Origin of the sequence: Roseitranquillus sediminis, from assembly GCF_016918935.1 — a bacterium.
Taxonomy (GTDB): domain Bacteria; phylum Pseudomonadota; class Alphaproteobacteria; order Rhodobacterales; family Rhodobacteraceae; genus Roseitranquillus; species Roseitranquillus sediminis.
Genome location: NZ_JAFFOB010000020.1, coordinates 13,603 through 28,702, shown reverse-complemented (window position 1 = coordinate 28,702; position 15,100 = coordinate 13,603). Strand labels below are relative to the sequence as shown.

The window sequence follows — 15,100 nt, the reverse complement described above, 5'->3', positions numbered from 1 at the left end:
CGAGGGCAAGTGGCGGAGAGACAGGGATTCGAACCCTGGAGACGGTTTCCCGCCTACACGCGTTCCAGGCGTGCGCCTTCGACCACTCGGCCACCTCTCCGTGACGGGCTGTTTATCCGCGCGACGGCGGTCGGCGCAAGTCCCGGCGGCACGGGCCTTGGCCAAGCCGCGGTCGGCCCGCTATGTGCGCCCGACAGCCACAGCCGCAGGTCCGCCTCGTGACGCACACCTCAAGACCCGCCACATTCGCGATCCCCGGCGACATCGACACCAAGACCGGAGGCTTCATCTACGAACGCCGCCTGCTCCTAGGCCTACGCGCCCAGCGCCGCGAGGTCGCGCATCTGCAGCTTCCGGGGGGCTTTCCGGACCCCACGCCGGCGGAGATGCAGGCGGCCGCCGCGGCGCTCGCCGCCGTGCCGGCGGAGGTGCCGCTCATCGTCGACGGGCTGGTCTGGGGCGCGATCGAGACCGAAGCCCTCGCCGCCGCCAGGGCGCCGCTCGTCGCCATGATCCACCACCCGCTGGCGCTCGAATCCGGCCTCTCGCCCGCGCGCGCGGCCACGCTCCACACGCGCGAGGCGGCCAACTGCGCCCTCGCGGCCCATGTCCTCGTGCCCAGCGCCCACACCGCCCGCGTCCTCGTCGCAGACTACGGCGTCGCGCCGGACCGCATTACCATCGCTCCCCCCGGCTTCCCCAAGCCCGAAAGCACCCGCCGTCCCGCCGACCCGCCGCTCATTCTCTCGGTCGGCATCCTGCACCCGCGCAAGGGCCACGACACGCTGCTCGACGCGCTCGCCAAGCTGACGGACCTCCGCTGGCAGGCCGTCATCGCCGGCCCCGCCTACGACACGGCGCACGCCGCCCTCCTCCGCCGGCAATGCGACGCGCTCGGCCTCTCGTCCCACATCCGCTTCGCCGGCGCCGTGGACGAGCCCGAACTCCACAGGCTCTACAGCTCCGCCACGCTCTTCGCCCTCGCGACGCGATACGAGGGCTACGGCATGGTCTTCTCCGAGGCGCTCTGCCACGGCCTGCCGATCGTCGCCTGCGCCACGGGTGCGGTGCCCGACACCGTGCCGGCCGATGCCGGGCTCCTCGTTCCGCCCGATGACCCCGCCGCCTTCGCCGGCGCCCTCCGCCGCGTCCTGACCGACCCCGCGCTCGCTCACCGACTCTCCGAGGCCGCCGCCCGCGCCGGCGACGCCCTGCCCGACTGGACGGACACCGCCGCCATCGCCGGCCGCGTTCTGGACAGCCTGCCGGGTTGAGCCGCCGCCCGCGGTGGCCGGCAGGCCAGCGCCCGGCCGAGCGGGGGCTCGATGCCCCCCGAGGCCGGCCCCCCGAGCTTGGCTCCCCAACCCTGGCCCCGCGAGGCTTCCCCTCCATCCGCCGCTCCGCTAGACCCTGCGGCGACTGCTGCGAAGGATAGCCGCCCGATGGAAAAGACGTTCGACGCCGCCGCCCGCGAAGGCGAGATCTACGCCGCCTGGGACCGCGCCTGCGTCTTCCGCGCCGGCGCCGGGGCCCGGCCCGGCCCCGACGGCCAGCCGCCCGAGACCTTCTCCATCATGATCCCGCCGCCGAACGTGACCGGCGCGCTCCACATGGGCCACGCCTTCAACAACACGCTGCAGGACATCCTGACCCGCTGGCACCGGATGCGCGGCCACGACACGCTCTGGCAGCCCGGCACGGACCATGCCGGCATCGCCACCCAGATGGTCGTCGAGCGGGAGCTGGCGAGGGAAGGCGCGCCCTCCCGCCGCGAGATGGGCCGCCCGGCCTTCATCGAGCGCGTGTGGCAGCAGAAGCAGAAGTCGCGAGGCAACATCCGCAGCCAGCTCGAGCGCCTCGGCGCCTCCTGCGACTGGAGCCGCGAGGCCTTTACCATGGGCGGCGCCCCGGGCGACCCCGACCGCGCCGGCCCGAACTTCCACGACGCCGTCCTCAAGGTCTTCGTCGACCTCTACGACAAGGGCCTCATCTACCGCGGCAAGCGCCTCGTGAACTGGGACCCCCACTTCGAGACCGCGATCTCCGACCTCGAGGTCGAGCAGACCGAGGTTGACGGGCGGATGTGGCACTTCAAGTACCCGCTCGCCGGCGGCGCGACCTACGAGTACGTCGAGAAGGACGCCGACGGCAACGTCACGCTCCGCGAGACGCGCGACTACATCTCCATCGCCACCACCCGGCCCGAGACCATGCTCGGCGACGGCGCCGTCGCAGTGCACCCGTCCGACGCCCGCTACGCGCCGATCGTCGGCAAGCTCTGCGAGATCCCCGTCGGGCCCAAGGAGCACCGCCGCCTGATCCCGATCATCACCGACCCCTACCCCGACCCGGACTTCGGCTCGGGTGCGGTCAAGATCACCGGCGCGCATGACTTCAACGACTATGCGGTGGCCGAGCGCGGCGGCATCCCCAAGTACCGGCTGATGGACACCCGCGCGCGGATGCGGGACGACGGCGAGCCTTACGCCGATGCCGCCGCCCTCGCCCTCGCCGTGGCGCGTGGCGAGTACAGCAGCCTGACGGCCGAGGAGGCCGACGCAATTAACCTGGTCCCCGACGACCTTCGCGGCCTCGACCGCTTCGAGGCGCGCGAGCGCGTGGTCGAGCAGATCACCGCCGAAGGCCTCGCCGTCATGGTCCCCGAGACCGATCCCCGCCTCGGCACTGCCGCTCTCAAGGCGCCGGCCGCGCCCGAGGAAGGCGCCGCCGAGCCGCGCGAGGAACGGCTCGTCCCCCTCGTCGAGCACCGAAAGATGGTGCAGCCGCATGGCGACCGCTCAAAGGTCGTCATCGAGCCGATGCTCACTGACCAATGGTTCGTCGATGCCGGGAAGATCGTGCAGCCCGCGATCGACGCCGTCCGCGACGGCCGCACTACGATCCTGCCGGAGAGCGACGCCAAGGTCTATTTCCACTGGCTCGAGAACATCGAGCCCTGGTGCATCTCGCGCCAGCTCTGGTGGGGCCACCAGATCCCGGTCTGGTACGGGCTCGACCTCTGGGTCGACGCCTTCCGCGACGACGAGGGCGACGGCGCCCTCGACGAGGTCGAGCTCGGCCGCCTCCTCGGCGACGGCGGGATGCTGCACGAGGGCGAGGTCCGTCACGCCGGCGTCGGGTTCGAGGCGGTGCGCGACCGGTTCCACGACGACACCGCGCGGCTGCCCACGCCGCTGAACCACGCCACCGTCATCGAGGTCGCCGACAAGCAGGAGGCGATCCACCGTCTCGCCGAGAGCCTGGCGCAGTACGCGGTCGAGCAGGACCCGACGCACCTCGTCTATCCCGTCTGGCGCGACGCCGATGTCCTCGACACCTGGTTCTCCTCCGGCCTCTGGCCGCTCGGCACCCTCGGCTGGCCCGAGGACACCGAGGAGCTGCGCCGCTACTTCCCGACCAGCGTTCTCGTCACCGGCTTCGACATCATCTTCTTCTGGGTCGCCCGGATGATGATGATGCAGCTCGAGCTTGTCGGCCAGGTCCCCTTCCGCACCGTTTACGTCCACGCCCTCGTCCGTGACGAGAAGGGCAAGAAGATGTCGAAGTCGCTCGGCAACGCCATGGACCCGATCGACCTCGTCGACGAGTTCGGCGCCGATGCCGTCCGCTTCACCCTCACGGCGATGGCCGCGATGGGGCGCGACCTGAAGCTCTCGAAGGAGCGGATCGCGGGCTACCGCAACTTCGTCACCAAGCTCTGGAACGCCCACCGCTTCGCCGAGATGAACGGCGTCTTTTCTTCAACGAACTTGCAAAATCGGGGCGCAGATCTTGCAGGTTCTTGCAAGAACCCGCCCAGCGCCACCGCGACCGCCAACCGCTGGATCATCGGCGAGACCGGCCGCGTGCGCGAGGAGGTCGACGCCGCCCTCGCCGCCTTTCGCTTCAACGACGCTGCCAACGCGCTCTATGCCTTCGTCTGGGGCCGCGTCTGCGACTGGTACGTCGAATTCGCCAAGCCCTTGTTCGACGGGGATAATTCCGAAGAGACTCGCGCCGTGATGGCCTGGGTTCTCGACCAGTGCCTGATCCTGCTGCACCCGATCATGCCCTTCGTCACCGAAGAACTCTGGGGCATCTCCGGACGCCGCGGAAACATGCTCGCCCACGCCGAGTGGCCGAACTACGGCACAGAACTAGTTGATCCCGCATCAGATTCCGAAATGCGCCGGGTCATCGGCCTGATCGAGGCGGTCCGCTCCGTCCGCGGCGAGATGAACGTTCCCGCCGGCGCCAAAGTGCCGCTCCTCCTGATCGAGCTCGACGAAGCAGGCCGCAACGCCCTGACGCGCAACGAAGATCTCGTCCTGCGCCTCGCCCGACTCGAGGCGATCTCGCTCGCCGAGGCAGCACCCCGCGGCTCCGCCACCATCGCCGTCGAGGGCGGCACCTTCGCCCTGCCGCTGGCGGACGTGATCGACATCGATGCCGAAAAGGCGCGTCTTTCCAAGACGCTGGAGAAGCTTTCCAAGGACGCCAACGGCCTTCGCAGCCGCTTGTCGAACCCGAAGTTCGCGGCCAGCGCGCCGCCCGAAGTCGTCGAGGAAACCCGCGAAACCCTCGCCACGAAGGAGGAGGAGCACGCGCGCCTCGAGGCCGCCCTCGCCCGCCTCAGCGACGCCGGCTGACCTGGCGGCCGGGGCTGTACGCCCGCAGCCCCGGCCCCGACGTCACCCCGTGCGCCACCACTGACAGCACGATGACCAGCGCCGCCGCCGGCCAGACCGTCGGGTCTCCCGTCCGCTCCTTCACCAGCAGCGCATAGTAGAGCGCCGCGACTCCCACCGGACCGAACCAGCCAAGGAACCCCACGTCGCGCCACGACAGCCTGCCGCCCAGCAGCGGGCCGCAGACCGCGAGGGCCAGCGGTCGGCGCAGCAAGAGCACCGCCACGGCAAATCCCCCGACGGGCCAGCCAAGCTCCGCCCACTCCCTCCAGGGCAGCGCCGCACCGAGCAGGACGAACACCGGGAGGTTGAAGAGCTTGGCGATCGTCTCCTGAACGTTCTGCTGTTCGTGGTCCTCGTCCCGGTCGACCCCCATGTTGAACGCCACGCCCGCGACGAACGCGGCGAGGATGCCGTCCGACCCCGCCAGGTGCGCCATGGCCAGCACCATCAGCGAGAGCGCAATGGACAAGCCGAGCAGCGAGTGCCGCTCGATCCACTCGCTCCGGTCGGCGAGCCGCAGAAGCCGCGCGGCGACGAGGCCCGTCGCGGCACCGATAGCGACGGCAAGGAGCACCCCGACCACCAGGACGTCCCAGAACCATCGCGCTCCCGCGTCAGCCGGATGGAGGACGATCAGCACGGGGAGCATCACGAAGAGGTAGCCAAGCCCGTCGTTGGCGCCGGACTCGAGCGAGAGGGTGGACCGCAGCGCCTCGGGCAGATGGCGCTCGGCCGCGCCGCCGGTCGCGATGGCCGAGGCGACCACGGGGTCGGTCGGGGTTACGACGGCGCCCGCGGCCAGCGCCACCACCGGCGCCACGCCGAGGAGCAGCGCCGCGCCGAACGACGCGCCCCACATCACAAGCATGCCGAGCGACAGCAGGACCGCGACCGGGCGGGCGAGCCGCGTGTAGCTCTCTCTCGGCGTGCGCAGCGCAATGCCGAAGACCGAGATCGCCAGAGTGAAGCGCGCCGCCTCCCTCAGGATGACTTCCGACGACGGCCACTCGTCAGGGCGGAGCAACCCAGCGACCTGCGGCCCGGCGAGGATGCCAACCGCGAGCGCGAGCAGGGGCCGCGACACCGGCGCCATCTGCACCCGCCGCGAGGCGAGGCCCAGCAGGACTACTGCTGCGGCGGCGATGGTGACGGTAGCGTCGAGCTGCTGCACGTGACCTCCTCAAGGCTCCGAACGAGTCGCTGCCGCCGCCGTTCCCGGGCGATTGCCGCGCGTCCGGTTTCGCGCCAGAAAGACCGCATGACCGACCCGCGCCTCACCACCCTCGCCGACACGCTGCCGCAGAGCGTGCCGTTCGTGGGACCCGAGGCGCAGGAGCGGGCGCGCGGGCGCCGCTTCGTAGCGCGGATCGGCGCGAACGAGAGCGTTCTCGGCCCCTCGCCCAAGGCAATCGACGCCATGCGCGCGGCCGCCGCCGACGCGTGGATGTACGGCGACCCCGAGAGCCACGACCTGCGCCACGCGCTGGCGGCCGCGCACGATGTCTCGCCGCGAAACGTGGTGGTCGGCGAGGGAATCGACAGCTTGCTCGGCTACCTCGTGCGGCTGACGGTGGCGTCGGGCGACGCCGTGGTGACGTCGGACGGCGCCTATCCGACATTCAACTACCACGTGACCGGCTACGGCGGCGTCCTGCACAAGGTCCCTTACCGGAACGATCACGAGGACCTGGAGGCACTGATCGAGACGGCGAGACGGGTGCGGGCGCGGCTGATATACGTCGCCAATCCGGACAACCCGATGGGCTCGTGGCACGGGACCGAGGCGATGCGGGCGGCGATCGAGGCGGTGCCGGAGGAGTGCCTCCTGGTGCTGGACGAAGCCTACGCCGAGTTCGCGCCGGAGGTGGTGAGCCCACCGGTCGCGCCGGAGAACCGGCGGGTGATCCGGCTGCGCACGTTCAGCAAGGCCTACGGGATGGCGGGGGCGCGCGTCGGTTGTGCAATCGGTGACCAGGAGCTGATCGGCGCGTTCGAGAAGGTGCGCAACCATTTCGGGATGAGCCGTATCGCGCAGGCGGGGGCGCTGGCGGCGCTGGGCGACCAGGACTGGCTGGAGGAGGTGCGGCAGAGGACTGCCGACGCGCGGCGGCGGATCGCCGGCATAGCGGAGGCGTGCGGGATGGTCGCCCTGCCCTCCGCAACGAATTTCGTTGCCGTCGATTGCGGCCGAGACGTGGCGTTCGCGCGGGCGGTGCTGCAACGTCTTGTGGCACATGACATCTTCGTCCGAATGCCGTTCGCGGCCCCTGGCGACCGGTGCATCAGGGTCGGCTGCGGCACCGAGGCGGACCTTCAACACCTGGCGAGCGCCCTTCCCACAGCATTGACCGAGGCCGGCCGTTGAGCGACCCTTCGATGCGGAACGGAAGACGCTGCTGCGGCGTTTTCGGTCCGTTAGTTCGGGGATCCCGCCATGTCTGCTCAGTCCCAAACAATCTGGTTCGCGCTCTTCGTCGTCACCTTCAGCGGACTGCTATTCGTCTGGTTGTGGGCCGGCCTTCTGGCCGTGGTGGTGCTGGCCGCCGCCTCGGACCTCGGCCTTTCCGTGGTCGAGCATCGCCACAAGCTGGCGCAGAGCCAGACCAAGGTGTCGGACCAGTAGGCGCGCCTGCTATCGACGATCCAGCGCCTTTCCGGCGCCGGATCTGCTTTCAACTGCGCCGGATCCCGTGCGGCTCATGCCTCCGAAATGACGGCCGCAGCGGCGTCCAGGCCTCCGTCGCCGCGCTCCACTCCCAGCGCATCGAGGCCCGCCTGGATTGTCCCCAGAACGCCCATCACCATGTGCGCGTTGACGTGCCCCATGTGCGCCACGCGAAAGAAGCCATGCCAGGCGAGGTCCGTCGGCTCGGCCATGCCGAGGCCGATGCCGAGCGTGACGCCGGCGCGGGTCTCAAGCCACTCGCGCAGGCGCGTGCCGTACGGGGGCGCGATGCGGATGCTGGTCACGGCGCGGCTGCGGCAGCGCTCGTCGGCGACGTTGAGCTCGATGCTCCCCCGCGCGCTCCACGCCTCAAAGGCGGCCCAGACGGCGCGGGCAAGCCGGTCGTGCCGCGTCCAGACCGCCTCGATCCCCTCGTCCAGAAGCATGTCGAGCGATGCGCGCAGGCCGTAGAGGTGGTGCGTCGGCGCGGTGCCGGAGAAGTACTCGTAGAATCCTTCGGGGCGCGTGCGGGGACGCCAGTCCCAGTAGGGGCTCACGCGCTCCAATGACGCCTGCACCTGCCGCGCACGTTCGTTAAAGTAGACGAAGCCCAGGCCCGGCGGCGTCATCAGGCCCTTCTGGCTGGCGGCGACGATGAGGTCGACGCCCCAGGCGTCCATCTCCATCCGGTCACAGGCGAGACAGGCGATGCAGTCGACCATGAGGAGCGCCGGGTGTGCGGCCGCATCCATGGCGGACCGAACGGCGGCGATGTCGCTGAGGATGCTGGTTGCCGTATCGGACTGCACGGCGAGCACGGCCTTGATCCGATGCTCCCGATCCGCCTCGAGCACCTCGCTCACGCGGGCGGGATCGATCGGGGACCTGAGGCCGAAGTCGATGGTCTCCACGTCGATGCCCATCCGCTTGGCCAGCAGGCCCCATGACGTCGCGAAGCGCCCGGTCGCGAGCAGCAGCACCCGATCGCCCGGCGCAACCGCGTTGGCAAGCGCCGCCTCCCACGCCGCGTGACCGTTGCCGATGTAGACCGCGACGTCGTGCGCCGTCCGCGCCACCGCCTTCAGATCGCGCACGATGCCGGGCATCATGTCGATGAGCTCGCCCGCGTAGATATTGGGCGACGGGCGGTGCATCTCGCGCAAAACGCGGTCGGGGACGACCGAAGGACCTGGAATGGCGAGGTAGGGACGGCCGTGGGCGAGACTCATGATGTCCTCGGGCGGGAACTGGCGACCGGAGCGTCGTAGGCCGGCCCCGCGAGCCGGTCAATCGCACCCGCCTCCCCTTGTCTCCCGAGGGTGCGCGGGATAGATCGCCTCCGCCCCGGGGGAGGTGGCATCGCGATGGCCCCAAGACGGCGCAGGCAGCAGGAAACGACGTTCGCGCTGGTGCGCCGGCTGTGGCGGGACTACCTGAGGGCGCATTCGGCTTGGATCGCGCTGGCCTTCGGGCTGATGGTGATCGAGGGGTCGACGCTGGGCCTCCTGAGCTACGCGCTGAAGCCGATGTTCGACAGGGTCTTCGTCGGCGGCGAGACCGACATGATGTGGATCGTCGGCACCGGCATCCTGATGCTCTTCGTGATCCGCGCCGTGACCGGCATCGCCAGCCGGATGATAACGACCCGCATCTCGCAGACATCGGCGACCGAGATGCAGATCGACTTGCTGCGCCACCTGATGGCGCTCGACACCCAGTTCTTTCAGAAGAACCCGCCGGGCTCGCTGATGGAGCGGGTGGTCGGTGACACCGGCGGCGTGCAGGGCCTATGGCGCACGATCGTCGGCGGCGTGGGCCGTGACATGATCGCCCTTGTCTCGCTCTTCGTCGTCGCGGTGGCGATCGATCCTGTCTGGACGCTGCTCGCGCTGGTTGCCGCACCTGCGCTGATCTTGCCGACGCTGGCCCTCCAGCGCTACATCCGCCGCAAGTCGCGACAGATGCGCCTGCAGTCCGGGCGCCGGATGATCCGGCTGAGCGAGATCTTCCAGGGCATCAACCCGGTCAAGCTGAACCTGATGGAGGGCTACCAGCTAGGCCAATTCGAGGCGATCGTCCAGAACCTCGTGCGCAACCAGATCAAGATGGCGGGCATGAAGGGACTGCTGCCGGGCCTGATCGACCTGGTGACCGGCGTCGGATTCTTCTTCGTCCTCATCGTCGGCGGGCGCGACATCATCGCGGGCGAAAAGACGGTGGGCGACTTCATGTCGTTCTTCACCGCCATGGCGCTGGCGTTCCAGCCGCTGCGCCGCCTCGGCACCACGGCGGGCGTCTTCCAGGTGGCTGCCGCGAATCTGGAGCGGCTCTACGAGCTCTTCGACGAGAAGCCCACGATCGTCTCGCCGCCCTCGCCCGCGAAGGTGCCGGTCGGGCAGACGGAGATCGAACTCGGCGGCGTGCATTTTGCCTACGGAGACCTGCCGGTGCTGCACGGCGCGAGCTTCGTGGCCGAAGCCGGCAAGACAACCGCCCTCGTCGGGCCGTCGGGCGCGGGCAAGAGCACCGTCTTCAACGTGCTGACGCGGCTCGCCGACCCGCAGTTCGGCAACGTCACCATCGGCGGCGTCGACACGCGCGAGCTGTCGCTTGAGGACGTGCGCGGGCTTGTCTCGGTAGTGACTCAGGACGCGCTGCTCTTTGACGAGACGATCCGCGAGAACATCCTGCTAGGCCGCACCGACGTCGACGAAGCGCGGCTGCGCGAGGTGGTCGAGGCGGCGCATGTGGCGGACTTCCTGGACCAGCTGCCGCAGGGCCTCGCGACGCCAGTCGGACCGCGCGGATCGAGCCTGTCCGGAGGACAGCGGCAGCGAGTTGCGATCGCCCGGGCGCTCCTGCGCGACACACCGATCCTGCTGCTCGACGAGGCCACTTCGGCACTCGACGCGGCGAGCGAGGCGGTGGTTCAGGCCGCCCTGGAGCGACTGAGCGAGGGGCGCACGACGCTGGTGATCGCGCACCGGCTGGCGACCGTACGCGACGCCGACAAGATCGTCGTGATGCAGGGGGGTCATGTGGTCGAGGAGGGCCGCCACGAGGACCTCATCACTCGCGGCGGGCTTTACGCCCGGCTCTACGAACTCCAGTTCTCGGAGACCACGACATGATGCTGACCGACCCCAGGACGGTGCTCGCCATCGGTGGCGACGACCGGAAGCACTTCCTGCAGGACCTCGTCACCAACGACGTCGGCCGCGCGAAGGACAGGCTGGTCTACGCGGCGCTGCTCAGCCCGCAGGGCAAGTATCTGGCGGACTTCATGCTGCTCGAGCGCGACGACACGATCCTGCTCGACGTCGCGACGCCGCTCGCAGAGGCGCTGGCGCGACGGCTTGCAATGTACAAGCTGCGCGCGAAGGTGACGATCGAGCCGACCGAACTCGGAGTGAGGCGGGGCCGCGGTCAGGCACCGGACGGCGCTCTCGCCGACCCGCGGCACCCCGACCTGCCCTGGCGACTTTACGGCAGCGACGGCGAGGCTGACGACCCGACGGACGTTCGTGTCCGCCACGTCATACCGCTGTCCGGCGTCGAACTGGTGCCGGAAGAGACCTACATCCTCGAGGCCGGTTTTGAGCGGCTGAACGGCGTCGACTTTCGCAAGGGATGCTATGTCGGTCAGGAGGTAACGGCGCGGATGAAGCACAAGACCGAATTGCGCAAGGGCCTGACGTCGGTCCGGGTTGAGGGCGAGGCGCCGGTCGGCACCGCCGTCACTGCCGATGGCCGCGGCGTCGGCACGCTCTACAGCCAGTCTGGCGGGTCGGGCATCGCCCACCTGCGCTTCGACCGCGCGGCGGGCGAGATGCAGGCGGGCGACGCGCGGTTGTTCCGGAACGGCTGAGCGTCAGGCGCGCTCGGCGTACTCCATCGTTTCGGTATTGACGATGATGTCCTCGTCCTGGCCTACGAACGGCGGCACCATCACCTTGACGCCGTTGTCGAGGATGGCCGGCTTGAAGCTGTTGGCGGCCGTCTGCCCCTTCACCACCGGCTCGGTCTCGACGACCTTGCAGGTGACCTTCTGCGGCAGCGTCGCGTTTAGCGCCTCGGCTTCGTAGTACTCGATGTGGACCGTCATGCCGTCCTGCAGGAAGGGGCGCCGCTCTCCCAGGATCTCGGCCGGCAGCTCTACCTGCTCGAAGCTCTCGCTGTCCATGAAGACAAGCATCCCGTCGCTTTCGTAGAGGAATTGCTGGTCCTTCTGCTCGAGCCGGACGCGCTCGACCTTGTCGGCCGAGCGGAAGCGCTCGTTCAGCTTGGAACCGTTCCGGAGGTTGCGCAATTCGACCTGAGCGAATGCTCCTCCCTTGCCCGGCTTGACATGATCGACCTTTACCGCAGCCCAAAGACCGCCGTTGTGTTCGAGTACGTTCCCCGGACGGATCTCGTTACCGTTGATCTTAGGCATGTGTCGGTGCACCAGCAGAGCTTGATGGAAAGTCGCTGGGAGCTATATCCGGGCGACATCCGGCTGGCAAGGCGACGAGACAGCGGTTCGCCGCCACCTGAAGCCATGCAACGCAAGCATGGCAGCTATGACCGGGCGGAATGCGAGATTCCGGGCCAAGCGTCCATAAGGGTGCGCTATCGCCCTTCGGGAAGACAATAAGAAAAGGACCAACCTGTATGTCAGAATTCGTGGACGGCACCGCCTTCAACCACGAGCAGGGCAATCGCGCGCGCAAGCTTTTTGCGGCCGTCGTACTGGCTGCCCTCGACGACGCGATCGCGGATGACAAGAAGTACGGCAACGGCCCGGAGCAGATCGCGCGCTGGGCCCGCTCCCGGGACGGCCGCGAGGTGCTGTCGTGTGCCGGCATCGACCCGAACGAGCGGGTGGTGGCGGGTCTGATGGAGTTCGTCTCGCGCGGGGTGCGAACCTCGGTGGCATTGAGCCGCGAGGAGAGCGAGCGTCGCGCGGTTCAGGCGGCGGCAGAGGCCGAAGCGGCCTGATCTGCCCCGCCACGACTTCTACTGTTAGGGACATGAGGCGGTCGCGGAATTGGCGACCGCCTGTCCTTTTTCGGATCGGGTGCAGCAGAATGCTGGCCGACCGCACCGCCGACATGCCCGGCACGCTGGTCCTGCGCGGCGCAAGGCCAGGCGCTTCAGCGCGTAAGGGTCGCCAGCCGCGCCATCTCTGACCGAACGAGTTTGCGGACCGCGCCCGTGAGGCGCGAGCCGAGGCTGCCACGCAGCTCCTCACGCACGATCTCGGCCACCATTCGCCGGAGCGCATCCTCGTCGAACGCAGCCGCCTGTGGCCGCCGCTGGCCCGAACCTGCCACCAAGCGCAAAGGCACCGATCTCGGCCGCTCCGGCTCCGTGCGCCACTCCTCCCGCAACAGGAGGACATCGCCCTGCCCCGGCATCACACCTTCTGGCGCGGGCACACCCGTATCGATGGCTGCGTCGCTCATGATCCTGCCTCACCACATTTTGTTGTCGTTGCCTCGGATGCTACGCGCAACACGGTCTCACGACAACAACCTGTGCAGGATCTAGCGCAGCAGGCTCTTCAGTACGTGGTCCAGCTTCTCGCCCCGCGGGCTGACATTGCGGACCGGCGCACTCTCTACGGCCTTGTAGTAGGCTGCCGGATCGTAGGTGGCGATGCCGAGGTTCAGACCGTCCACCGTCAGCATTCCCATCGCCTGCCACAGGGCATAGACGGCGATCTGCTGGTCGATCTGCGCCGAGACGAGATTGGCGCGCGCGTCCAGCAGCTCCTGCTCCGCGTTCAGCACGTCAAGCGTGGTGCGTGCGCCGAGGCGTAGCTCCTCCTGCACGCCCTGCAGCGCGACGTCAGCGGCTTGGGACTGCTGCTGGCCCGCCTGAATGCTGGCCCCGGTGACGTTCAGCACGGCCCACGCGTTGCCAACCGCCTGCTCGACCTGACGGACGACGCTGTAGAGCGCGGCGCGCGACGCATCCCGGCGCGCGCGGGCCTGCCGCACGAGCGAGGTCAGGCGGCCGCCCTGATAGATCGGCCCGCTGAAGGTGAGACCGACGGAGCGGCGGTTGTCCCAATCCTCGTCGAAGTTGAGGTCGGCGTTGGCGCTGAGCGTCGGCCCGAGCGACGCCTCGGCTCGGAGCACGTTCAGCTCCGCCACCTGCGTCTCGCGCTGGGCCTCCTTGATCGCCGGATGACGATCGCGCGCGATCGCGATGGCGGCGTCCAGCGTGTCCGGGATCGACGGCGTCGCCGGCGGGCTTGCGAGCTGGCCGGGGTAGTCGCCGACGACGGCGCGGTACTCCTCGCGCGCCTGGGCAAGGTCGCCCACGGCCGCCGCGAGGGTCGAACGCGACGCCGCCAGCCGCGCCTCCGCGATTGCGACATCGGTGCGGGTGACTTCACCCACCTCGAAACGATCGCGGGCAGCACGCAACTCCTGCGTGATGACCCGAACACTGCCCTCGGCGAGGTCCACGAACTCCGCCGAACGTCGCACGTTGAAGTAGGCCCGTGCCGCCCGGAGCAGGACGTCCTGCTCGACCCCGCGCAGAGCCTCGCGCGCCGCGAGCACGGCCTCCTTCGCGGCGGAGACGGCGTAGTCGGTGGCACCGTTGTCGTAGATCAGCAGGTCCGCCGAAAGCCCGAGCCCGAAGCTGAGGTTGTCCTGACCGAGACCAACGGGCGAGGTGTAGGTGGTGCTGGCGAGATAGTTCAGGACCGGCCGAAGTGCCGCGACCGCCTGCGCCACGTCCTCGTCCGCGGCGCGAACCAGCGCCCGATTCTGCTCCAGAAGCCCGCTCTCCCGGTAGGCGGAGATGAACGCGTCAGTCAGCGACTGCGCCTGCGCCTGACCGGCCAGCGTCCAGGCGATCGCCGCGGCCATGACGGTCCGCCCCACTCTCTTGACCCGCATCCCAACCTTCTCCCTCGTCGCGCCCGTCAGAGCGCGAAAGCCTGTCGCCTCTCGAAGCCCTGCAGGACCGGCGCGCCCGCGTTGAACGCGTAGCGCCAGTTCATGTGGCCGTCGACCTTCCAGCCGATCCGCACCACGCCGAGCGTCCGCTCCTGAAAGAGGCAGGCAACCCGCCCGCCCTCCTTGATCTGGTTCGTTATCGTGTCTGGCAGATGCTCGACGGCCCCCTGGACGACGACCGCATCATAAGGACCGTGCTTTGGCGCGCCCTCGGCCAGAGGCCCTTCGATCACCGCCACATTGTCGGCGCCGACTTGCGCCAGGGCCTGTTCGGCCTCCCTCGCCATCGCGTGGTCGGGCTCAACAGCGACCACGGCCTCGGCCAGCCGCGACAGCACCGCAGCGGAGTAGCCGAAGTTGCACCCCAGATCGAGCACAAGATGGTCAAGGTCGATCGAAAGCGCGTCGAGCATTTTGGCGAAGGTCCGCGGCTCCAGCACCACCCGCCCGCCTCCAAGGTCGATGTTCTCCCCGACATAGGCCGTGGCGCGGCGGCTGGCGGGTACGAAATCCTCTCGCGGGACGCTCAGCATCGCCTCGATGATCGGGAACTTGGTCACGTCCGACGGGCGGACCTGCGTGTCCACCATCATCTTCCTGAGAAGCGTGAAGTCCGTCATCTCGCCCTCTCGCACTGCGAGGTTCCGCTCGTCATCACGAGATGTGGCACGTTTGCCGAGAGGCGGCAACCGCGCCGCCCGGGGCCGTGGCGCCACGCTCGTGCACTGTCGCCGAGGCGCATCGCTCGCGGCCTCGACAGGACGCAGGGTCAACCCAACTTGCCCGGG

Annotated in this window: 13 protein-coding genes and 1 tRNA gene; 7 read left to right on the top strand and 7 right to left on the bottom strand. The window is 69.1% G+C overall.

Features of this window, described 5'->3' with window-relative positions; all coding sequences use genetic code 11:
* Positions 1–10: 10 nt before the first annotated feature.
* Positions 11–100: transfer RNA gene (locus JM664_RS15150), tRNA-Ser, on the bottom strand.
* 82 nt (positions 101–182) lie between these two features.
* Between JM664_RS15150 and JM664_RS15145 the strand changes: the two genes are divergently transcribed.
* Positions 183–1,274 (top strand): glycosyltransferase family 4 protein, encoded by a 1,092-nt coding sequence (locus JM664_RS15145; protein ID WP_406675817.1) that lies wholly within the window; start codon positions 183–185, stop codon positions 1,272–1,274.
* A 168-nt stretch (positions 1,275–1,442) separates the two neighbouring features.
* Positions 1,443–4,649 carry a valine--tRNA ligase gene (locus JM664_RS15140; protein WP_227420775.1) on the top strand — a complete coding sequence of 1,069 codons (3,207 nt, stop codon included), beginning with the start codon at positions 1,443–1,445 and terminating at the stop codon, positions 4,647–4,649.
* On the opposite strand, the gene JM664_RS15135 is transcribed toward JM664_RS15140, so the two are convergent.
* The gene (locus JM664_RS15135; protein ID WP_227420774.1) at positions 4,633–5,862 is read right to left on the bottom strand and encodes a cation:proton antiporter domain-containing protein; all 1,230 of its coding nucleotides are present in this window, start codon (positions 5,860–5,862) and stop codon (positions 4,633–4,635) included. The two genes, JM664_RS15140 and JM664_RS15135, sit on opposite strands and share 17 nt — an antisense overlap.
* An 87-nt stretch (positions 5,863–5,949) precedes the next feature.
* Between JM664_RS15135 and JM664_RS15130 the strand changes: the two genes are divergently transcribed.
* Positions 5,950–7,056: a pyridoxal phosphate-dependent aminotransferase gene (locus tag JM664_RS15130; protein WP_227420773.1), complete on the top strand. Its 1,107-nt coding sequence runs from the start codon at positions 5,950–5,952 to the stop codon at positions 7,054–7,056.
* Between the two features lie 69 nt (positions 7,057–7,125).
* Entirely contained in the window at positions 7,126–7,314 is a 189-nt protein-coding gene (locus JM664_RS15125) for a hypothetical protein (RefSeq protein WP_227420772.1), read from the top strand.
* A 74-nt stretch (positions 7,315–7,388) separates the two neighbouring features.
* Here the strand turns inward: JM664_RS15125 and JM664_RS15120 are convergent, their stop codons facing one another.
* Entirely contained in the window at positions 7,389–8,585 is a 1,197-nt protein-coding gene (locus tag JM664_RS15120) for a pyridoxal-phosphate-dependent aminotransferase family protein (RefSeq protein ID WP_227420771.1), read from the bottom strand.
* Between the two features lie 135 nt (positions 8,586–8,720).
* Here JM664_RS15120 and JM664_RS15115 point away from each other — a divergent pair, with 135 nt between their 5' ends.
* The gene (locus JM664_RS15115; protein WP_227420770.1) at positions 8,721–10,487 is read left to right on the top strand and encodes an ABC transporter ATP-binding protein; all 1,767 of its coding nucleotides are present in this window, start codon (positions 8,721–8,723) and stop codon (positions 10,485–10,487) included.
* A complete protein-coding gene (gene ygfZ, locus JM664_RS15110; protein WP_227420769.1) occupies positions 10,484–11,224 on the top strand; it encodes a CAF17-like 4Fe-4S cluster assembly/insertion protein YgfZ in 741 nt (246 codons plus the stop codon). Before JM664_RS15115 ends, ygfZ begins: the two co-directional genes overlap by 4 nt.
* Before the next feature lie 3 nt (positions 11,225–11,227).
* Here the strand turns inward: ygfZ and efp are convergent, their stop codons facing one another.
* On the bottom strand, positions 11,228–11,791 hold the full coding sequence (gene efp, locus JM664_RS15105) for an elongation factor P (RefSeq protein WP_227420768.1): 564 nt from the start codon (positions 11,789–11,791) through the stop codon (positions 11,228–11,230).
* A gap of 218 nt (positions 11,792–12,009) precedes the next feature.
* Between efp and JM664_RS15100 the strand changes: the two genes are divergently transcribed.
* The gene (locus tag JM664_RS15100; RefSeq protein WP_227420767.1) at positions 12,010–12,336 is read left to right on the top strand and encodes a DUF6280 family protein; all 327 of its coding nucleotides are present in this window, start codon (positions 12,010–12,012) and stop codon (positions 12,334–12,336) included.
* A gap of 155 nt (positions 12,337–12,491) precedes the next feature.
* Here the strand turns inward: JM664_RS15100 and JM664_RS15095 are convergent, their stop codons facing one another.
* The 3 genes from JM664_RS15095 to JM664_RS15085 all read right to left on the bottom strand — a co-directional run bounded on the left by JM664_RS15095 (position 12,492) and on the right by JM664_RS15085 (position 14,932).
* The gene (locus JM664_RS15095) at positions 12,492–12,803 is read right to left on the bottom strand and encodes a hypothetical protein (protein WP_227420766.1); all 312 of its coding nucleotides are present in this window, start codon (positions 12,801–12,803) and stop codon (positions 12,492–12,494) included.
* Between the two features lie 81 nt (positions 12,804–12,884).
* Positions 12,885–14,252: a TolC family outer membrane protein gene (locus JM664_RS15090; RefSeq protein ID WP_227420765.1), complete on the bottom strand. Its 1,368-nt coding sequence runs from the start codon at positions 14,250–14,252 to the stop codon at positions 12,885–12,887.
* Positions 14,253–14,278: 26 nt separating this feature from the next.
* On the bottom strand, positions 14,279–14,932 hold the full coding sequence (locus tag JM664_RS15085; protein ID WP_227420764.1) for a protein-L-isoaspartate O-methyltransferase family protein: 654 nt from the start codon (positions 14,930–14,932) through the stop codon (positions 14,279–14,281).
* Positions 14,933–15,100: the final 168 nt, after the last annotated feature.